Genomic DNA, 20,271 nt, shown 5'->3' on the forward strand with positions numbered 1-20,271 from the left:
TGATCAGCTTTCTGCTTTCTTTTCTGCCGTTGCCAACTCTTTCAGGCGCTGATCGATCAATTGGCACTTGTCCGGTAGATCCTTGGAAGCCGTTCCCAGATCCATTTTCTGCAACTCATCGTTGATTTCCTTGGCCTTGGCCGGGTTTTGTTCGGTGAGTTTGGCCACTTCACTGGCCAATTGTTCGCGCTTGGCAGTCGCTTCCTCCGGCGTGCAGGCCCAGACGGGCAGGGCACAAGCGAGGGTGGCGGCGAGGGTGAGTTTCAGCAGGGTTTTCATCGGTCAGGCCTCGGTACCGGTTAAGGCGGGTTAACCGGTTGAGGGCTACAGGATGGAAAAAGTTCAGCCGCAGAAATCACTCCAGGGCACATCTCGCCAACTGTAGGAGCGAGCATGCTCGCGATAGCGCAATGTCAGTCGACATTGATATTGCCTGACATCCAGCAATCGCGAGCATGCTCGCTCCTACAAAGGACTTGCATTGCACCCGGATTATGCGGAGTGGCAGCAGCTGGATTTCACCCCCTCCTCATATTTGTCGTGATGCCTCACCCACTCCATGATTTCCTCCTCATTGCGCCCCTTGGGCGTCAGGTCCAGGTAGTTGTAGGCGCCCACCAGCAGGTCCAGGCCACGGGCGTAGGTCGAGTAAGTGTGGAAAATCTCACCCGACTCATTGCGATAAAACACACTGAGTCCTGGGAGTTCTTCCTCCGACCCGTCGGTTTTTTCGTAGTTGTAGGTGGCCGTGCCAGCGGCCACGTCTTCGGGCCGGGCGGTCACGCCAAAGTCATAGTTGAAATCGCAGCCGACCGATGACACCCAGTCGAACTTCCAGCCCATGCGCCGCTTGAACGCTTGGAATTCGGCGAACGGTGCGTGGGAAACCGCCACCACGGCGATGTCGTGATGGGCCAGGTGCTGGTTGGCGCCGTCGATGTGATCGGAGAGGAAAGAGCAACCGGGGCAACCCTCGTCCCAGCCTTCGGCGAACATGAAGTGGTAGATGACCAATTGGCTGCGGCCACCAAACAGGTCGGCAAGTTTCAGCTCACCCTGCGGGCCCTGGAAATGGTAGTCCTTGTCGATCTTCACCCAAGGCAGGGCACGGCGTTCGGCGCTGAGTTTGTCCCGTTCCTTGGTAAACGCTTTTTCGTGGGCCAGGTGTTGTTTGCGCGCGGCGAGCCATTCTTCCCGGGATACGACGGGATGATTCTGTAGGTTCATGGTGATTTCTCCTGCGTGGGGCGGGGAGGCGACTGTCACAGCCTAGTCGTTTGGGCGGCCGGCAATTCGACATACCGCCGGTCGGTAGCGACAGAAAGCCGAGCTGAACGGCCGTAGGCCCTGTCGGTCACAACCTATGAAAGCCCTCTCAATCACGGGCACCGGAGGTTGAATCAGGATGACGACTTATAACTGGGATTTGATTGAACGCTTGTTGCACGAAGTGCAGCGCGGTGAAGCTCGCTTCACGCCACGCCCTTATGCGGAGCAATACGCGGCGCAGAAAGCGACGGAAGGCGAAGCCACTGAAAACCTTGACCACCTGAAAACACTGGCCGGTGAGTATGAAAAGTTACTGTTGCTACGAGGTTATATCGAGCCTCGGCCCGAGGAAGAGGGCGGCAGTGGCGCGAACTACTGGTTGACCCTGCGGGGTTCGAGGTTGCTGAGCCTGATCGACAGCAGCATTCCCGGTAATGACCATCCGCGCCAGGTGCTGGATGAGCAGGAAGATGCACTGGATGAATTGACCTTTGATGAGGTGGCTTCGAAGGCACAGATTGCCTGAGCCTGTGTAGGAGCTGTCGAGTGAAACGAGGCTGCGATCTTTTGATCTTGCTTTTTTACAATCAAAAGATCGCAGCCTCGTTTCACTCGACAGCTCCTACACCGTTCCTACAGATATAGCGTTCAGCCCTGTTTTGCCGCCTTGAGACATTTCAGATCACTGAAGTCCTTCCTGACACCCTCGATTTTCGTCAGCAACCGCTCACGTTGCTGCGGTGTGCTCTGGGCCATCAAATCCACAAACAACGAGCGCGCCTGGGCTTCGGTCTTGGCGAAAGCCTGGCGGTACTCCGGCGTCCATAAACGCTCACGATTCACCAGAAGCGTCTCGATTCGTTGTGGGAATTGCGGGTCATGGCGTTGCGCAACGGCCGCACTGAATTGTTTTTGCCAATGGACTCGGTTGGCCAGCCACTGGGTATTCTGGTCACCCAGGGCGTTCGACCATGTCACGACACGTTGCTGTTGTGGGGGCGTGAGTGGCCCGAGCCAGTCATTCAGGCGCTTCTCCATGCGCTCGCCGCGTTCCTTGATCTGCTCATCGAGGGACGGTTTGAGGTATTGCGCCTGGTGTTTGCGCTGGTCCTTGGCGAAGGCTTCGTTCATTTCAGCGACCTGTTTGTCATCCAGCCCTTGCAGCAGTTCGACGGCTGATGGAGTGATTTTTCGGGCGGTCTCGGCGATGGCCTGTTCGGCCTCTTCGCTGCGGGCTTGCAGGGTGGCATCGGTGACCTGGTTGGTCGCGACCATGGTTTTCAAACGGTCCAGCCAGTCGAGGTAACCCGGCATCTGCGTGGTGCAATGCCAGCTCAGGTGCTGCTTCAGGCGCTCGTTGAACCAGCCTTTTTGCTCGCCGTTCATGTCCAGGTAATCACTGAGCGTCCAGGGAATGATCACATCGAGGTTGCGGTAAGCCAGGCCCATGCGGCTGCACGCGCCGAGGGCGAGGGTGACAGTGAGCACGAAGGCGATGTGTTTGAACCAGCGCGACATGGGCGAATCCTTGCGAAAGCCTGGCTTCGGGGTCTGATTCTCATGTGAACGCAGGATGAGCCCGGCAGTTCAGCCGATCAATAGAAGGCGCGTTCGGCCTTGAGGGTCACCAACCCATCGCACTGGCTATTGTGTCCGGAATAGGCTGAGCAATAGCTGCCGCTGAGACTGGAGTCGCTGTAGATCAGATCGAGGTCGATGCCCATGAACGGTCGGGACAATTTCAGCGACCAATCGGTAAAACTGCCTACATAGCCATTGTCCACCGCGACCGGCGTGTTCAACCGATGGGCGGTGTATTTCATGCTGATACCGATGCCGAATGGCTGGTTGCCGCTCAGGTCGGCGAACAGGGTGTTGTTGCGTTTGTCCGGGTCATTGCTGAAGGCGACACCGAAACGGCTGCCCAGCAAGGTCAGGCCGCCGAAGAATTCCTGGCTGTCGAGGGTGTCCACTTCGGGGTAGCTGTAGTGGATGGCACCCACTTCGTAGCCGAGGGTTTGGTCGAAAGGTTGTTTAAACCCGGCGTAGGAATCGATTTCGAGATTATTACCCTGGCTGATACCCAGGCTGGGTGACCATTGGCCGACGTAAAAGCCGCTGTCATGGGTCAGGTCCAGGCCTCCATGAAAAGAGCCGGCAGCCGACGGTTTGACCAAACCTTGGGCCATGCTGCGACTGGGGCTGGTGCCAAGTTTGAGATCGAAATCACCCAGCTCGCGCTGGAAGATTTGCGCCTGCGTCAATGAGCACGCCAAAAGGCCGCAAAGCGATATCAAGAAACGGGAAAGTTTGAGCATGCGTCTCTCCATGACTGCGAGGGCAGGTTGGTGGGCCTGCTGAAACGCTTGATCCAGACGCGTGCAAGGATACCGGCGAATGATCGGCATCGAGGGCCGTTCGTCGATTTTTTACTGGATTGATTCAGTGGCAGGGAAGGTTTTGCTGGCTTCCAGTCCAAGCGCTTCGAAGCTCAAAGCGCTTACGGACCAGATGATGCGGGGAATTACTTCTTGCCCAGGGAGATCTGCTTGGATGGGCCGAAGGTCTGGCCGCTGACGCCCTTGGCAATTTGCTGGATTTCACCGCCGGACTTGAGGAACGCAGCGATCTGGTCGTTGATCGATTCGCTGGTTTCGACGGCTGGAGCTGGCTTTGCTTTGCTGTTGGATGCTTTTACGCGCATGGCGGCCATTAACCTGTAGAAAATTAATTTGGCCAGGCATCGTACAGCAATTGCCTAAAATTTGCTTGGCAAATATCCCGTGGGTAATTGTCGCAGGGTGCAGGATAAACAGCGGATTATTATTTTCAGGTTTCTCCTAAGTCGCTGTTTTAAATAAAAACGTGGCTTGGAAAAATAGCGTTTTTTGCCTGGCTGGCGGTGATGAGAATCGTGAGGCTGGTCTGACGAGCGGCCGGCCGAGCGGCGAAGCCTCAGGAAAATGAAGGCCTTCACAGGATTTTCGCTCGGCAACGGACCGGCCGCCGAACGCCGCTCGTAAAACCGGGTAGAATGCCGCCCACGTAATGAGGGTATTGGACATGGCTTTAGTCGGGCGTTACAACAGTTTGCAAGTGGTTAAACACACTAACTTCGGTTTATATCTGGACGGTGGTGCGGACGGCGAAATTCTTTTGCCTAATCGTTATATTCCAAAAGATATTCCAAGCGAAGATGAAGACTGGTTAAACGTATTTGTTTATCTGGACAGCGATGACAAACTTATCGCAACTACCGAGAAGCCGAAAGTTCAAGTGGGTGAATTCGCCAGTTTGAAAGTTGTTGAAGTCAACAGCATCGGCGTGTTTCTCGATTGGGGGCTGCCGAAGGATCTGTTGCTGCCGTTTTCCGAAGAAAAACGCCAGATGAAAGCCGGCGAATACGTCGTGGTGCACGTCTATCTCGACAAGCACACCCGCCGCATCACCGCCACGGCACGCCTGGACCGTTACCTGGACAAGACTGCGGCCAACTACACGCCGGGCCAGGAGGTTGACCTGCTGGTGGCCGAAGCCACCGACATGGGCTTCAAGGCGATCATCAACAACAAGCACTGGGGCCTGATTCACAAGAACGAAATCTTCAAGTTCATGCGCGCCGGCAAGGAAGAGAAGGGCTTCATCAAGGAAGTTCGCGCCGATGGCAAGATCAGCCTGAGCCTGCAACCGGTTGGTCAGGAAGCGGCCACCAGCTTGAACTCGAAGATCCTCGCCAAGTTGCGCGAGAACAATGGCACCCTGCCGGTCAGCGACAAGAGCGACCCGACGCTGATCAGCAGTATGTTCGGCGTCAGCAAAGGCAACTTCAAGAAGGCCATCGGTGCGTTGTACAAGAACGGCCAGATCGTCATTCATGCCGACCGCATTGAACTGACCTGACACCGATCCCTGTAGGAGCTGCCGCAGGCTGCGATCTTTTGACGTTAAAGAATCAAGATCAAAAGATCGCAGCCTGCGGCAGCTCCTACAGGGGCAATTTCTGTCCATCTGGTTAATAATCGCCAGCATCATTTCTCGCCCCGACCCTGTGTCGGGGTTTTGCTTTCCACTTCGAGTCTCTGCCATGGATTGTATCGTCGAGGTTCTCCAATGAGCGCTACCCGGCGCAGCGCCGATGGGTTCGCCCTGCAAGTGATGTTGGTGTTGTGCCTGGTCTGGGGTGTCCAGCAGGTCATGATCAAGTGGGCGGCGCCCGACATCGCGCCGGTGATGCAGGCGGCCGGCCGTTCAGGCATCTCTGCGTTGCTGGTGGGGTTGTTGATCTGCTGGAAGGGCGGTTGGGACCAGGTCGGCAATACCTGGCGCGGTGGCCTGTTGGCCGGGGCTTTGTTCGGTCTGGAGTTCTTTTTCATATCCGAAGGCCTGCAATTGACCACGGCAGCACATATGTCGGTGTTTCTCTACACGGCGCCGATTTTCACCGCGCTGGGCGTGCACTGGTTGTTGCCGAGCGAGCGTTTGCGTCCCGTGCAATGGCTGGGGATCCTCCTCGCCTTCGTTGGCATCGCCATCGCGTTTGCCGGTGGCATGTCTTGGGACAACCTCGATTACCGCCTGTTGATGGGCGATGCACTGGGCGTACTGGCCGGGGCGGCCTGGGGCGCAACCACGGTGGTGGTGCGAGCTTCACGGTTGTCGGAAGCGCCGGTCACCCTGACCTTGTTCTACCAGTTGATTGTCGGTTTCGTCGGCCTGCTGTTGATCGCGGCGCTCAGCGGTCAGATCACCCACGTCAGTTTGACCCACGTGACGGTCACCAGTGTGCTGTTTCAAGGCGTGGTGGTGTCGTTCTTCAGCTACCTGGTCTGGTTCTGGCTGTTGCGCCGTTATCTGGCAGCGAACCTGGCGGTGTTTTCGTTCATGACGCCGTTGTTCGGCGTCACGTTCGGCGTGGTGTTGCTGGGGGAAAAGCTGACGCTGAATTTTGTCGTCGGCGCCGTGTTGGTGCTGCTGGGCATCACCTTTGTCAGCGCTGAGCAGTGGGTGCGTCGGCGTTTGCGCAAAGCGCTGGGGCAGTCCTGAGTGGGGCGAACAATAAACCGCCGGCGATCACCAGGCCTACGCCGGCGATCACCAACGCAGGTTGCAGGCCGCCACTGAAGTGGCTGCTCAACGAAGCCAGCAAGGGGCCACTGAGCTGGCCCACGGCGAAGCAGGCTGTCAACATCCCGGCATTGCGCTGACTGGCCTGGGGAGCCAGTTCCCGGGAGCGTTGCATCACCAGTTGCATGCACGCCAGGAACGGCGTGCCACACAGGATCACCCCCAGGGCCAGGCCTGCCGAGTTGCCCAGCAGGCAAGCGAAGACACCGGCGGCTTGCATCCACAAAGTCGCCGTCAACCAGTGGCGAGTGGTGTTGGCGGTTTGCCGACGCAAACTCACCAATACCACCCCGATCGCCGCTGCCAGGCCGAAACACGGCCAGAACAGGTCGGCTCGCCATTGGCCGTGGAACTGCGCGCTGGCCATCTGCGACAGGAACGTAGCCGGGATGATGTAGCCCACGCCATACAACGCATAGACCACCCCCAGGCGACCGATACCCTGGTTGCCTGATGGTGCAACAGTGGCTACAGCAGGCACAGTCACGGACGGTTGCGGCAGGACGCGCACAACCCCCAGCAGCATGATCAAGGCGACCACGGCATACACCAGCCACAAGGTGGCGGACGTCTGACCCACTAGGTTCGAGCCCAAGGCCAACAATCCTGTCAGAAAAATTCCCAGGCCCGGTCCGGCAAATACCAGCGCCCCGAGTCGGGGGCGTCCCAAGGCAGTGGCCAACGGCTGGCTCAACGCGGTGATCATCACCAATACCCAGGCGCTGGCCACACCTGTCCCGAAGCGCAGGATCAGGTGCGACCAGAAGCCGTGAGCCCAGAACGAGGCAAGCGTCAGTAGCACACACAGCCACAAGCCGCCCAGCAGCCGGCGTCGGACTTGCGCGGGACGGCGGGAGAACATCGCGTCCACGGCGCCGATGAAGTAGCCGAGGTAATTGGCAGCGGCGATCAAACCGGCAGCGGTGAGGTCAATCTGGCCTTCACTGATCAGGTGTGGCAATTGCGGCGTCAGGGCGAAACGACCGATCCCCATGGCCATCATCAGGGCAATAAAACTGGCGAACAGGCGAATCAAGGGAGACATGGACGAGGCTCCAGCAAAGGTTTTAATGACCGTCAGGCTAAGACTGATTGACTTTCTTTAAAAATGAATAATATTGAGAAACTTGTTCTTGTTTGGAGAATATCGTGGAGTTCAGCCAGTTAAGGATCTTCCAGGCGGTGGCGCAGGAAGAGTCCATCACCCGCGCCGCCGAGCGCCTGCATCGGGTGCCGTCCAATCTGTCGACCCGGCTCAAGCAGCTTGAGGAGCAATTGGGCGTCGAGCTGTTCGTTCGCGAGCGTCAGCGTTTGCAGTTGTCGCCTGCGGGAAAAGTCCTGATGGACTACACCGCCAAGTTGTTCGCCCTGCACGACGAAGCCCATGCTGCGGTACAGGGTGGGCAACCGGCCGGCGACTTCGTTCTGGGCACGATGTACAGCACGGCGGCCATACATCTGCCTGCGCTGTTGGCGCGTTATCACCGGCGTTACCCGGCGGTTAACCTGCAAGTGCAGTCCGGGCCCAGTGGTGAATTGTTCGAGGGATTGATCACCGGTCGGCTCGACGCGGCGCTGGTGGACGGTCCGCCGGAATTGGCCGTGCTCGATGGTGTGATGCTGTGTGAAGAACGGCTGGTGCTGATCAGCGAGGCCGACCATCCGCCGGTGCAGAGTGCGCGGGACGTGGAAGGGCGTTCGGTGTTCACCTTTCGTCAGGGATGTTCTTACCGGATGCGCCTGGAGTCGTGGTTTTCCCACGATCACGCGGCCATGGGTCGGGCCATCGAGATCGAATCCTATCCGGGGATGCTCGCCTGTGTGATTGCCGGCTCCGGGGTGGCGCTGATGTCAGAGTCGATGTTGGCCAGCCTGCCGGGTCGTGAAAGCGTGGCGGTGCACCCCCTGGCCGAACCCTTTGCCACGGCGACGACCTGGCTGATGTGGCGCAAGGGCATGGTCGGCGCCAACCTGAACGCATGGATCGAGGAACAACAGGCGCTCTTTCCGTCGGCGCGAAGCCAGGCACGGGCGATTGCGTGATTTAATGCCGTCGGATTGTGATCGATTCAGTAACAGATCATTGCCACTTTGGGTGAGCATTGCTCGGGACTTCGGACTATTATCAGTGCGAAGCGACTCAAGAATTCCGGTCGCTCGGCACTACCCTGAAGGGGGCATCATGAAAGAGAAAATCCAAAACTGGCTGCATGACCTGGGTGTCGCGCTCGGTTTGATCGAACCGCCTCTACAACCTGTGCCTATTCGTACCGACGATGAGCAACGCCGACGCCAGCAGCGTCGCCGGTAACGCACCAAGTTCTTAAAAGATCGCAGCCTTCGGCAGCTCCTACAGGGGGTTGCGTAAATGCTGCGATTGTCGGTGTACCTGTAGGAGCTGCCGAAGGCTGCGATCTTGGCGGTCGAAAGGTACAGATAGGCTTGTAGGTCAATGCCGCCCAATCTCCATCAAAAACCGACTCAAGTCATTCACTGTCCTGACTGACTTGAGCATCCGGTCTTCTTCGGCGGTAAACGCCGTCAATCCGAGCTCGTCTTCCAGATGGAAGATCAGATCTTCGATATCTGTTTTATCCAATCCCAACTGCACCAGACTGGCGTTGTCGTCGAAGTCATCCTGACCCTCCAGCAAGCGGCTGATGTAGCGATGCACGGCAGCGCGGATGGCGGCTCTTTTCATGAGGATTCTTCAGGGGCGTTGTTGTTATTGGCCCTTGCGTTGAGTACAGCAGGCTTCAGCCGTGCGAGCGCTGCCACTCGTCAATCATGTGGCGCAGGTGCTCCCCGGAAAAACTGCCGAAATGTCCGCCATGCACCGTGCGGATCGGCAGGGCCCGTAACCGTTGCAGGCTACGGGCGTAATCCTCGAGGTTGGAGTGGTAGGCGTCCTCAATCAGCGGGCCGTCGTAGATGATGTCGCCGCTGAACAGGGTTTCGGTTGCGGCTTCGTATAAACAAATGCCACCCGGCGAATGCCCTGGCGTGTGCAGCACTTGCAGCACTCGATCGCCAAGATCCAGCACATCGCCTTCTTCGATCATACCCGTGGCCGGCGCGGCCTTGACCCGATATTCCGCATAGCACAACGGGCAATCGGGGTGCGCCTCGAACATGTCATCACCGACAAAGGCCCGGCTCAAATCGTTTTCACCATCCGGTGCGGCAAGGATCTGCGCTTCGGCCGGGTGCACCAGGCGTTCAGCGAATTCGTGGTGTCCGGCAATGTGGTCGAAATGGCAGTGGCTGGCCACTGCCACCAAAGGCCGCTCGGTGATCCACGGCAACTGCTCGCGCAGGCTGACCAGCCCCGAACCGCTGTCGAGCAACAGGTCTTTGTCACGGCCTTGCACATGCCAGAGGTTGCAGCGGTAGAAGGGGCGAATGTACGGCTCGTGAATCAGACGGATGCCGTCGCTGACTTGCTTGACCTCGAACCACTGATCGCGGGAAACAATCTTCATCAAGGGTTTTCTCCAGACGAAAAAAAACGGGTGTGGCAACCGACGCCACACCCGTCGAAGAAAGCATCAAGTCGTTATATTCAGCTTAGATGGCGCTGGCCACCGCGACCGGGCGGCGGGACATCAGGCTCACCACGATGAAGCTCACCAGACTGGCAACCAGGCTGTAGTAGATCGGGGTGTTGGCGTCCAGACCGTCCTTGACCATGAACAGCAGGGCAGTGGCGAAGCCCAGGCCCATGCTGGCGATGGCGCCGGCGGTGGTCGCGCGTTTCCAGAAGATCGCACCCATCAGCGGAACCAGCATGCCGCCCACCAGCAGGTTGTAGGCCAGGGTCAGGGCGCTGATCACGTCGTGCACCACCAGAGCGATACCCAGCACGACAATACCGGTCAACAGGGTCACCAGGCGGTTCAGGCCCAGGCTCGACTCTTTACCGCCGCGCAGTTTCGGCAGCAGGTCTTCACTCAGGGTAGTTGCGGCAGCCAGCAGGCCAGCGCTCGCGGTGGACATCATGGCGGCCAGTGCGGCAGCGATAACCAGACCACGGATACCGTCCGGCAGGGACAGTTTCACGATGGCGGCGAAGGCGTTGTTGACGTTGTCCAGATCCGGGATCAGTACGTGAGCGGCCATGCCGATCAGGGCGCAAACCAGGCCGTAGACGATGCAGTAGAGACCTGCAGCGGTACCGGCGACCTGCGCGACTTTGGCGGTCTTGGCGGTGAACACCCGTTGCCAGATGTCCTGACCGATCAGGATGCCGAAGAAGTAGATCACGAAGTAGGTGATGATGGTGTCCCAGCCGATGGTGGTGAAGCTGAAGCTCGCCTCCGGCAGTTTGGCCACCAGCTGATCCCAGCCGCCGACGCGGTACAGGCAGATTGGCAACAGGATGAACATCAGGCCCACGGTCTTGATGACGAACTGGACGATGTCGGTCAGGGTCAGGGACCACATGCCGCCGATTGCCGAGTAGACCACGACCACGCCACCGCCCAGCAGAACCGAAATCCAGAACGGCAGGCCGAACAGCACTTGCAGCACGGTGCCGATCGCCAGGATCGAAACCACGCCAATCATCAGCGCGTAGGCCAGCATGATCACGGCGCTCGCGGAGCGAGCCATCGGGTTGTAGCGCTTTTCCAGCACCTGGGTAACGGTGTAGATCTTCAGTTTCAACAGCGGCTTGGCGAGGAACAGGTTCAGCGCGACGATCCCGCAACCCAGTGCGGCGCACAGCCAGAAACCGGAGATGCCGTGCACGTAGCCCAGGCGTACGGTGCCCACGGTGGACGCGCCACCCAGGACGGTCGCCGCCATGGTGCCCATGTACAAGCTCGGACCGAGGTTACGACCGGCGACCAAAAATTCCTCGTTGGTCTTGGCCTTGCGCATGCCGTAATAGCCGAGTATCAGCATCGCGGCGGCGTAGATGAGTACGACGAATAAATCCAAAGCCATGATGGCGTGTCTCCGATTGTCTTTTTTATGGTGAAACTAAAAATCAATTCCTGAGGAATCATCGATCCCTGTGGGAGCGAGGCTTGCCCGCGAAGGGTGCTCCGCGGTCCTTCAGGCAGACCGCGTCATCATTCTTCGCGGGCAAGCCTCGCTCCTACAGGTCATGCGTCAACCACAGGTAATGCGTTTATCAGGCGACTTGTCGCATCGCCGGTTTAGCGAGCGAATCCTTGCTCTTGTTGCGTGAATCATTCGGGGCGAACACTGCAGTCGGTTCCGGGAACAGGCTCAACAACGTCAGGTACATCACGGAGGCCAGGCCCAGAGTGATCGGCAGGCTGATATCGATGCCGCCGGCCATTTCGCCCAGTGGTCCGACAAACTGCCCCGGCAGGTTCACGAAGCACAGGCCGACGGCTGCGCTCGGGATCCAGGCACCCAGGCCACGCCAGTTCCAGCCGTGGCTGAACCAGTAGCGGCCACCTTTCTCGCCGCGGGTGAACACTTGCAGGTCATCCGGGCAATAGAAGCCGCGACGTACCACCAGGCCGATGATCATGATCACCATCCACGGAGTGGTGCAGGTGATGATCAGTACGGCGAAGGTCGACACGCTCTGCACCAGGTTCGCCGCGAAGCGACCGATGAAGATGAACGCGATCGACATCACGCCGATCAGCAGCGTGGCCTTGACCCGCGACAGCACCCGTGGGAACACGCTGGACATGTCCAGCCCGGTGCCGTACAGCGAAGTGGTGCCGGTGGACATGCCGCCGATCACCGCAATCAGGCACACCGGCAGGAAGAACCAGTTTGGCGATACCGCCAGCAGGCCACCCACGTAGTTGTTGGCCGCGATGTAGTCCGGCGCCTTGACCGCAACGATGGTGGCGGTGACCAGGCCAAACAGGAACGGGATGAAGGTCGCGATCTGCGAAAGCACCACCGCGGCCATGATCCGGCCTTTAGGGGTGTCACGCGGAATGTAGCGCGACCAGTCACCCAGGAACGCACCGAAGGAAATCGGGTTGCTCATGGCCACCAGCGCAGCACCAATGAAGGCGGCCCAGAAACCAGGCTGACCCATGTTCACGGTACCGGCGTAGTTCACATCGAATGGACCGGCAAAGGCGAAGACACCCAGCAGGAACAACAGGCTGGCGCTCCATACCGCGATCTTGTTGACCCACAGCAAGAAACGGAAGCCATAGATGCATACAGTAAGCACCAGCACCGCGAACAGACCGTAGGCCAGGCCCAGGGTCAGGTCGGTTTCCGGCAGGCCGATCAGGCGCTTGGCGCCACCGATCAACGCATCACCCGAACTCCATACCGAGAGCGAGAAGAAGGCGATGGCGGTCAACAGCGACAGGAACGAACCGACGATTCGCCCGTGAACACCGAAGTGTGCACCGGAAGACACGGCATTGTTGGTGCCGTTGATCGGACCGAACAGGCCCATCGGCGCCAGGATCAGCGAACCGAGCAGCACGCCCAGCACAATCGCCAGGGCCCCAGCCTGGAATGACAGGCCGAACAGCACCGGGAAACTGCCGAGAACGGCGGTGGCAAACGTGTTAGAACCACCGAAGATCATCCGGAACAAGTCCGTCGGGCCTGCGGTGCGTTCGTTGTCCGGGATCTGCTCGACCCCGTGGGTTTCAATTTGTGTAAGGCTTTGGTCGTTGTTTTTGTTATTCATGATCTGCTCCGATCATAAAGGCGCGCTCATCGTGCGTGAGCGTCACCTGTGTTGGCTAAGGGGTTGGCAGCCCTTCCGGCATTGCGGATAAATGTTCGTGGCAGGCCAGCCAAAGGCCTTGTTGTTCTTGGCCAGACGCTTGTTTCTTGAAAACAATCGTCTCGCGCTCCTGGCTGAAGTGTTGCTCCCCTTGCATGCGCAGCTCGGTGGCCACGTCATGGATAAAAATCGCCACGTCACCCTGCAGGCTGACGAAGGCGTTGCTCGAGGTGCACGACAGCACCTCGAAGCCATCCTGCGAACGCCAGCTGTCCCACAACACCTGATAGGCATCGCGCGACAGCAGAGGTTGTTCGAGGGTGTAGAACACGAAGCTGGCATCGGCGCTGAATGCGCCGAAGTAGGCTTCGCGATCGTTACGGGCGAAGGCGGACACCAGATCGGCGGCCGCTTTCAAAACCTGATCGCGTTCGGTCATGACCAATCCTCAGCGGTGGACTACGCCAGGCAGTACGCAGAGCATTTCGTACAGCAGGTTGGCGGCCAGCAGCGAGGTGTTGCCGGTGGTGTCGTAAGCGGGCGAGACTTCTACCAAATCGCAACCGATCAGGTCGAGGCCTTGGCAGCCACGGACGATTTCAATCGCCTGAATGGTCGTCAGACCACCGATTTCCGGGGTGCCGGTGCCTGGCGCCCAAGCCGGGTCGATACCGTCGATGTCAAAGCTCAGGTACACCGGACCGCCACCGACTTTCTCGCGAACTTCGGCCATCAGCGGTTCCAGGGACTTGTGCCAGCACTCTTCGGCCTGGACCACACGGAAGCCCTGGTTGCGGCTCCAGTTGAAGTCGTCAGCGGTGTAGCCCTGGGCGCGCAGACCGATCTGTACAACGCGGTCTGGATCGATCAGGCCTTCTTCGACGGCGCGACGGAAGGTGGTGCCGTGGGCGATTTTCTCGCCGAACATGTGATCGTTCACATCAGCGTGAGCATCGATGTGCACCAGACCGACCTTGCCGTGCTTCTTATGGATGGCACGCAGGATCGGCAGGGTGATGGTGTGGTCGCCGCCCAGGGTCAGCGGGATCACATCGTGTTCGAGGATGTTGTCGTAGGCCTCTTCGATGATGCGAACGGCATCGAGCAGGTTGAAGGTGTTGATCGCCACGTCGCCGATATCGGCAACCGACAGCGAGTCGAACGGTGCAGCACCGGTGGCCATGTTGTATGGACGGATCATCACCGATTCGGTGCGGATATCACGCGGCCCGAAACGGGTGCCAGGGCGCAGCGAAGTACCGATGTCCAGGGGCACGCCTACGAAGGCAGCGTCCAGACCGGCAGCGGTAGGTACATGGGGGAGTCGCAGCATGGTGGCGATGCCGCCGAAGCGTGGCATCTCGTTGCCGCCCAGTGGTTGGTGAAGAATCTTGTCCACGGGTAGGGCCTCATCGTCGTTGTTTTATTTATGCAGGCAGCCGCTCACGGAAGGCATGGACGCCTGCTTTGGGCCGATTCTGCGAAATGTAGTGGCCGGGAAGAATCGCTACGCGCAAATACTTAGTTCAGATTTTTCTAAACTAATGGCGAGGACGGCGATAGACTTCCCGGCTGCGAGATGCGTCGGCGGGGTCATTGATCGCCAGCAAGCCGGCTCCTACAGGTTTCACATTGCCCGGTAGGAGCCGGCTTGCTGGCGATCGGTTGCGAAGCAACCGCCAATCGGTCAACGCAGACTCACTCGAACCCTGTACGGAGCCCCCATGGCCAACGCTTTACCCGACCTGAAACTATTACGCATCTTCGTCAGCGTGGTGCGGCATCAGGGATTCGCCAACGCCCAGCAAGAGCTCAACCTCTCTACGTCGGCCATCAGCACCTACATGAGCCAGCTCGAGTCGGCGCTGGGGCTGGTGCTGTGCCATCGCGGCCGGGGTGGTTTCAGCCTGACCAGCAAGGGCGAGTTGTTCCATCAGGAAACCCTGCGCCTTTTAGGCGAGCTGGAAGGCTTCGAGCAATACGCGGCCGCGCTCAAGGGCGAATTGCGCGGTACGCTGAACCTGGGGGTGATCGACTCCACCGTCAGCGACAAGGCCCTGCCGTTCGCCGAAGCCATCGGCGCCTACAGCCAGGAACACCCGGCGGTGCATTTGCATTTGTCGGTGATGAGTCCCTACGAACTGCAATTGGGGGTGCAGGACAACCGTCTGGACCTGGCCATCGGCGCGTTTTCCACGCGCATGAGCGGCCTGGTGTACATGCCGCTGTACCGCGAGCAGCATTGGTTGTATTGCAGCACGCGGCATCCGCTGTTCAACGAACGGCGCATTCCCGAGCAGGTCATCACCCAACAGCGCATGGTCGGTCGCGGCTATTGGAGTCAGGCCGAGCTGGCGCGCCATGGCTTCAAGCACAGCGCGGCGACGGTGGAGAGTATGGAGGCGCAACTGATTTTGGTTCTGTCGGGCGCCTACATCGGTTACTTGCCCGAGCATTACGCCCAGGCCTGGGCCGACAAGGGCGACCTGCGGGTGCTGTTGCCGGCGACCTTCGGTTATCAGGCGCCGTTTTCGATGATTGTGCGTCGGGGGCGTAGTCGCGAACCACTGATCCAGACCTTTCGCGATCTGCTCAAAGCACAGCTCAATCAGGCCTGAGCTTGAAGGAAAAGCCAACATGTCCAGACCTCAATGTCCCCGCTGCCTGCGCCCGCAAAGCCATTGCCTGTGCCCGTTGATTCCCAGCCTCGACAGTCGTACTCGGGTGCTGCTGTTGCAGCACCCGAGCGAAGTCAATCATGCGTTGAACACCGCGCGTCTTGCGGCGTTGGGCTTGAACAATGCCGAGTTGATCGTTGGCGAAGTCTTCGAAGATCTGCCGAAGCTGTTGAATCAGCCGGGTTATCAGGCACGTTTGTTGTTTCCCGCCGACGATGCGCAACCGATGCAGGCTTACACCGAATCCGATGATCCATTGCTGCTGGTGGTTCCGGATGGCACCTGGCGCAAGGCGCGCAAGATGCTGCACTTGAATCCGCTGCTGGCGGCATTGCCGAGGGTAACCCTGGCCGAAGGCGGCGTGTCCCGCTATCGGCTGCGCAAGGCACCGGGGCCGGGGGCGTTGTCGACGGTGGAGGCGATTGTGCAGGCGTTGCAGGTGCTTGAGGCGCCGGCTTCATTCGAGGCGTTGTTGAAGCCGTTCGAAGCGTTGATCGAGGGGCAGATTACGGCGATGGGGGAGGAGGTTTTCCAGCGTAATCATGCTGAGAAATGATCGCTGTCAGTTCCGGCCTCTTCGCGGGCAAGCCTCGCTCCTACGGGGTTTGTGTGTGCCGCGAAAACGACGAATGACTCGTAGGAGCGAGGCTTGCCCGCGAAGAGGCCGAATCAATCACTGCAGCTTTTGGATAATGTCTAGCGCTCACGCATCGCTTCCGTCCGGGCTTTCAGCACCGGCTTGAGCAGGTAATCCAGCACCGTCTTCTCCCCGGTAATGATATCCACCGTCGCCACCATCCCCGGAATGATCAGCAGCGGTTTCACATCCCCTCCCAAGTGGTTTTTATCGGTGCGCACCTGGATCAGGTAGAAGCTGTTGCCCTTGTCATCGGTGATGGTGTCGGCACCGATCAGTTCAAGCTTGGCGCTCAGACCACCATAAATCGTGTAGTCGTAGGCGCTGAACTTGACCATGGCTTTCTGGCCAGGATGCAGGAACGCCACGTCCTGTGGCCGCACTTTGGCCTCGATCAGCAGGTTGTCTTCCAGGGGCACGATTTCCACCATGTCGCTGCCCGGCTGGACCACGCCGCCGATGGTGTTGACCTTGAGCATCTTGATGATGCCCTTGACTGGCGAGGTCACGGTTGTGCGGCTGACGCGGTCGTCGATGGCGATGCTCGATGCTGTGATTTTCGACAGGTCGGTGCGTTTTTCATTCAGCTCTTTGGCGGCCTCGGAGCGGAAGGTTTGTTCCGATTCATCGATCTTGCTCTTGATCTCGGCCATCGCTGATTCCGCCCGGGGAATCGCCAGGGTGGTGGCGTTCAGCGAGCCACGGATTTCCACGGCGCTGCGCTTGAGCCGCAGGATTTCCACTGGCGAAACGGCACCGGTCTTGACCAGTGGTTCGGACATGGCCATCTCTTGATTGACCAGCGCCAGGCTTGAGTTGAATTGCGCGGCTTTGGAGCGAAATTCCGCCAGTTCCTGGGTTTTTTGCCGCAGTTGCTCACTCAGTGTGCGCTGTTCGCTGGCCAGTCGACGCTGGCGCTGTTCGTACAGCGAACGTTCGTCTTCGGCCACTTGGGGCGCCTTGGCAATCACTTCATCCGACAGCTTGAAGGGCCGGCCTTCGGCTTCCGCCGACAACCGCTCGACTTGCGCGGTCAATGCGTAACGGTCGGCCTCGCTTTCGCCCTTGTTCGACAGGTAGCGCGTGTCATCCAGGCGCAACAGGGTGTCGCCCTTGTTCACCATTTGTCCTTCGCGCACAAAGATCTCGGTGACGATGCCGCCTTCAAGGTTCTGGATCACTTGCACCTTGCTCGACGGAATCGCCTTGCCTTCGCCCATGGTCACTTCCTGCAACACCGCGAACTTGGCCCAGACCAAGGCGCTGATCAGCAATGCCGCCGCCAGCCACACGGTGACCCGCGACCAACGCGGGGAGTCCTGCAACGAGGCGCCGGCGGTTTCCGGCATGAATTCGGCTTCGGCGCTTTTTGAAAAGCTGTTGAAGTAGCCTCGAGGCGCTGAGTCCGGCGTTTGAGCAGACATGGGCGATACCCGTCAATTAGGAGAAATAATACCGAGCACAAACCTGTGGTGAGGGAGCTTGCTCCCGTTTGGCGGCGAAGCCGTCATAAATCCTGTCAACGCATTGCAACTGACACAACGAGCGGGCTGCTTCGCAACCCAACGGGAGCAAGCTCCCTCGCCACAGGTTGTGCAATGGGCGACTCCTAGACTGGCGCAGAGCCGACGCGGCCCTTGCGCAGTGCATCGATGACCGTTTCTTTCGGCCCGTCGGCAACGACTCGCCCGTTATCCAGCACGATCAGCCGATCCACCAGGCTGAGCATCGACGTTCGGTGGGTCACCAACAGCACGGTCTTGCCCTGGACCAGGCCATGAAGTTTTTGCCGCAATACATCTTCGCTACTGTTGTCCATGGCGCTGGTGGGCTCGTCGAGCAGCATGATCGGCGGGTCAAGCAATAGGGCTCGGGCGAGCAATACCGCCTGGCGTTGACCGCCGGACAGCAATTGTCCGCGTTCGCCTACGGGCCGGTCGAAGCCTTGTGGGTGTTGCCGGGCGAGCTCTGTGACACCGGTCAGTTCCGCCACTTCGAGCATGCGCGAATCGTTGATGTAGCGCGCGCCGAGGGTCAGGTTGTCGCGCAGGCTGCCGGCGAGCAGCGGCAGGTCGTGAGCCACGTAGCCGATTTGATGGCGCAGGTCGGCCACGTCCAATTGCCGCAGGTCCAGGCCATCGAGCAGCAATTGGCCTTCGGCAGGTTCGTAGAACCCCATCACCAGTCGCGCCAGGGTACTTTTGCCCGAGCCGCTGCGGCCGATGATGCCGATCCGCTCACCAGGCTTGACGCTGAAACTGACATTGGCCAGCGCTGGAGCGCTCTGGCCGTTGTAGTGGAAGGTCACGCCGGTGACATCCAGCGCGCCTTGCAGTTGCGTGCGTTCCAGCGGCCGTTGCCGGGCGTCTCGTTCCTGGGGCAGCGACATCAGCGCGTCGGTACTTTTCATGGTCAATTGCGCTTGCTGGTAGCGGGTGATCAACCCGGCGATCTGCCCCAACGGCGCCAGTACCCGGCTGCCAAGCATATAGGTCGCCACCAGCGCGCCCACGCTGAGGTTGCCGGCAATGATGCTGTAGACCCCGGCGACGATGGTCGCCATGCCGGAGAATTGCTGGATGAACAGGGTGCCGTTGGTCGCCAGCGCCGCCAGGTTGCGTGCATGACTGTCGAGGCGGGTGAGGGCGCCGTGGGTGCTTTCCCATTTGTGCTGGCGTTCGCTTTCGGCGCTGCAAGCCTTGAGGGTTTCCAGGCCGCCGAGGGTCTCGATCAACAGGGCCTGGCGTTCGGCACCGAGGCTGAGACTCTTTTGCACGGTGTCCCGTAGGCGCGCCTGTATCACCATGGCGAAAATGATCGTAATCGGAAACGCCAGGATCGGAATCACCACCAGCCAGCCGCCGAGCAAACCGATCACCAGCAGCATCAGTAAGGCGAAGGGCAGGTCGATCAGGCTGGTGAGAGTGACCGCGGTGAGAAATTCCCGCAGCCCCTGGAAATCATGAATGCTCTGGGCAAACCCGCCGATGGTCGCCGGCCGCGCTTTCATCGCCATGCCGGTGATGCGCTCGAATAGCGTTGCCGACAGGATCACGTCGGTTTTCTTCCCGGCGGTGTCGAGCAAATGTGCGCGCACCACCCGCAGCACCAATTCGAACGCGGTGCCGATCAGCAAGCCGATGGACAACACCCACAGGGTCGAGGTGGCCTGGTTCGGCACCACGCGGTCGTAGGTCTGCATCACGAACAGCGGGACCATCAGGCCCAGCAGGTTGATCAGGAAACTCGCCAGGATCGCATCGCTGTACAACCATTTCGACAGTTTGAGGGTGTCGCGAAACCAGGCCTGCACCCGCGGCACCAGTGGCGAACGCAGGTCTTCGAGTTCATGCCGAGGCCTGGCGAAAAGGGCCTGGCCGGCGTAATGCTCTTCCAGTTCTTGCGGGGTGATCCACTGTTCGCCGCCGTCGGCTTCGCTGGGCAGGATCAGCACCCGGCCGCCTTCGCCGATGCGGCGCATGACAGCGGTGCGGCCATTGTTCAGCAGCAACAGGACGGGCAGGTTGAGCGGGGAAATGTCCTTGAGGTCGCGGCGCAGCAAGCGCGCCTGCAAACCGGCGCGGGCCGCTGCGCGCGGCAGCAAGTCCAGGCTCAGGCGTTGGTGTGCCATTGGCAGCCCGGCACTGAGGCTGGCGCGGCTGACCGTCGCGCCGTGGAGTTTGCAGAGGATCAACAGACCATCCAAAAGCGGGTCATCGAAACTCAGGCGCGGATCGACACCGGTGTTGCCGGGTTCCATGCTGGTCACATTGATCGCTCCCTTATTTGCACAACTCACTGTAGGAGCTGCCGCAGGCTGCGATCTTTTGCTCATGTTTGTTCAACGGCAAAGTCAAAAGATCGCAGCCTGCGGC

Annotated in this window: 21 protein-coding genes; 7 read left to right on the top strand and 14 right to left on the bottom strand. The window is 59.4% G+C overall.

Features of this window, described 5'->3' with window-relative positions:
* Positions 1–3 precede the first annotated feature (3 nt).
* Positions 4–279 (bottom strand): hypothetical protein, encoded by a 276-nt coding sequence (locus tag ABTV22_RS07705; protein ID WP_433739295.1) that lies wholly within the window; start codon positions 277–279, stop codon positions 4–6.
* A 213-nt stretch (positions 280–492) separates the two neighbouring features.
* A complete protein-coding gene (locus ABTV22_RS07710; RefSeq protein ID WP_433739296.1) occupies positions 493–1,227 on the bottom strand; it encodes a DUF899 domain-containing protein in 735 nt (244 codons plus the stop codon).
* A 178-nt stretch (positions 1,228–1,405) separates the two neighbouring features.
* Between ABTV22_RS07710 and ABTV22_RS07715 the strand changes: the two genes are divergently transcribed.
* Complete coding sequence (locus tag ABTV22_RS07715) at positions 1,406–1,795, top strand: transcriptional regulator (RefSeq protein WP_433739297.1); 390 nt, start codon at positions 1,406–1,408, stop codon at positions 1,793–1,795.
* Between the two features lie 122 nt (positions 1,796–1,917).
* Here ABTV22_RS07715 and ABTV22_RS07720 read toward each other — a convergent pair whose 3' ends face one another.
* From ABTV22_RS07720 to ABTV22_RS07730, 3 genes are all read right to left on the bottom strand, one after another.
* Positions 1,918–2,787 (bottom strand): DUF6279 family lipoprotein, encoded by an 870-nt coding sequence (locus ABTV22_RS07720; RefSeq protein WP_433739298.1) that lies wholly within the window; start codon positions 2,785–2,787, stop codon positions 1,918–1,920.
* A 77-nt stretch (positions 2,788–2,864) separates the two neighbouring features.
* Positions 2,865–3,587: a TorF family putative porin gene (locus ABTV22_RS07725; protein WP_433739299.1), complete on the bottom strand. Its 723-nt coding sequence runs from the start codon at positions 3,585–3,587 to the stop codon at positions 2,865–2,867.
* A 206-nt stretch (positions 3,588–3,793) separates the two neighbouring features.
* Complete coding sequence (locus ABTV22_RS07730; RefSeq protein ID WP_016702300.1) at positions 3,794–3,982, bottom strand: hypothetical protein; 189 nt, start codon at positions 3,980–3,982, stop codon at positions 3,794–3,796.
* Positions 3,983–4,332: 350 nt separating this feature from the next.
* Here ABTV22_RS07730 and ABTV22_RS07735 point away from each other — a divergent pair, with 350 nt between their 5' ends.
* Together ABTV22_RS07735 and ABTV22_RS07740 are read left to right on the top strand one after the other, a co-directional pair.
* On the top strand, positions 4,333–5,169 hold the full coding sequence (locus tag ABTV22_RS07735; protein WP_433739300.1) for a CvfB family protein: 837 nt from the start codon (positions 4,333–4,335) through the stop codon (positions 5,167–5,169).
* Positions 5,170–5,379: 210 nt separating this feature from the next.
* The gene (locus tag ABTV22_RS07740) at positions 5,380–6,312 is read left to right on the top strand and encodes a DMT family transporter (RefSeq protein WP_433739301.1); all 933 of its coding nucleotides are present in this window, start codon (positions 5,380–5,382) and stop codon (positions 6,310–6,312) included.
* On the opposite strand, the gene ABTV22_RS07745 is transcribed toward ABTV22_RS07740, so the two are convergent.
* Positions 6,257–7,438 (bottom strand): MFS transporter, encoded by a 1,182-nt coding sequence (locus tag ABTV22_RS07745; RefSeq protein ID WP_433739302.1) that lies wholly within the window; start codon positions 7,436–7,438, stop codon positions 6,257–6,259. The two genes, ABTV22_RS07740 and ABTV22_RS07745, sit on opposite strands and share 56 nt — an antisense overlap.
* 104 nt (positions 7,439–7,542) lie before the next feature.
* On the opposite strand from ABTV22_RS07745, the gene ptrR reads away from it, so the two are divergent.
* A complete protein-coding gene (gene ptrR / locus ABTV22_RS07750) occupies positions 7,543–8,436 on the top strand; it encodes a putrescine utilization regulator PtrR (protein ID WP_433739303.1) in 894 nt (297 codons plus the stop codon).
* A 139-nt stretch (positions 8,437–8,575) separates the two neighbouring features.
* Positions 8,576–8,704: a PA1414 family protein gene (locus ABTV22_RS07755; RefSeq protein WP_007914492.1), complete on the top strand. Its 129-nt coding sequence runs from the start codon at positions 8,576–8,578 to the stop codon at positions 8,702–8,704.
* A 138-nt stretch (positions 8,705–8,842) separates the two neighbouring features.
* On the opposite strand, the gene ABTV22_RS07760 is transcribed toward ABTV22_RS07755, so the two are convergent.
* The 6 genes from ABTV22_RS07760 to speB form a co-directional block, all read right to left on the bottom strand.
* Positions 8,843–9,094, bottom strand: a complete 252-nt coding sequence (locus ABTV22_RS07760; protein WP_433739304.1) for an acyl carrier protein — start codon at positions 9,092–9,094, stop codon at positions 8,843–8,845.
* 55 nt (positions 9,095–9,149) lie between these two features.
* A complete protein-coding gene (locus ABTV22_RS07765) occupies positions 9,150–9,875 on the bottom strand; it encodes an MBL fold metallo-hydrolase (protein ID WP_433739305.1) in 726 nt (241 codons plus the stop codon).
* A gap of 85 nt (positions 9,876–9,960) precedes the next feature.
* Complete coding sequence (locus tag ABTV22_RS07770; RefSeq protein ID WP_433739306.1) at positions 9,961–11,340, bottom strand: sodium:solute symporter; 1,380 nt, start codon at positions 11,338–11,340, stop codon at positions 9,961–9,963.
* A 190-nt stretch (positions 11,341–11,530) separates the two neighbouring features.
* A complete protein-coding gene (locus tag ABTV22_RS07775; protein ID WP_433739307.1) occupies positions 11,531–13,042 on the bottom strand; it encodes a purine-cytosine permease family protein in 1,512 nt (503 codons plus the stop codon).
* A gap of 55 nt (positions 13,043–13,097) precedes the next feature.
* On the bottom strand, positions 13,098–13,520 hold the full coding sequence (locus ABTV22_RS07780; protein WP_433739308.1) for a YybH family protein: 423 nt from the start codon (positions 13,518–13,520) through the stop codon (positions 13,098–13,100).
* A gap of 9 nt (positions 13,521–13,529) precedes the next feature.
* Positions 13,530–14,480 carry an agmatinase gene (gene speB / locus ABTV22_RS07785; RefSeq protein ID WP_433739309.1) on the bottom strand — a complete coding sequence of 317 codons (951 nt, stop codon included), beginning with the start codon at positions 14,478–14,480 and terminating at the stop codon, positions 13,530–13,532.
* A 325-nt stretch (positions 14,481–14,805) separates the two neighbouring features.
* Between speB and ABTV22_RS07790 the strand changes: the two genes are divergently transcribed.
* Together ABTV22_RS07790 and ABTV22_RS07795 are read left to right on the top strand one after the other, a co-directional pair.
* Positions 14,806–15,699, top strand: a complete 894-nt coding sequence (locus ABTV22_RS07790) for a LysR family transcriptional regulator (protein WP_007984914.1) — start codon at positions 14,806–14,808, stop codon at positions 15,697–15,699.
* A gap of 19 nt (positions 15,700–15,718) precedes the next feature.
* On the top strand, positions 15,719–16,315 hold the full coding sequence (locus ABTV22_RS07795; protein WP_433739310.1) for a tRNA-uridine aminocarboxypropyltransferase: 597 nt from the start codon (positions 15,719–15,721) through the stop codon (positions 16,313–16,315).
* 140 nt (positions 16,316–16,455) lie between these two features.
* Here the strand turns inward: ABTV22_RS07795 and ABTV22_RS07800 are convergent, their stop codons facing one another.
* Positions 16,456–17,820 carry an HlyD family type I secretion periplasmic adaptor subunit gene (locus tag ABTV22_RS07800; protein WP_433739311.1) on the bottom strand — a complete coding sequence of 455 codons (1,365 nt, stop codon included), beginning with the start codon at positions 17,818–17,820 and terminating at the stop codon, positions 16,456–16,458.
* 185 nt (positions 17,821–18,005) lie between these two features.
* Entirely contained in the window at positions 18,006–20,165 is a 2,160-nt protein-coding gene (locus ABTV22_RS07805) for a type I secretion system permease/ATPase (protein WP_433739312.1), read from the bottom strand.
* Between the last annotated feature and the right edge of the window lie 106 nt (positions 20,166–20,271).

The organism is Pseudomonas putida (assembly GCF_050990305.1).
Classification (GTDB): Bacteria; Pseudomonadota; Gammaproteobacteria; order Pseudomonadales; family Pseudomonadaceae; genus Aquipseudomonas; species Aquipseudomonas putida_AH.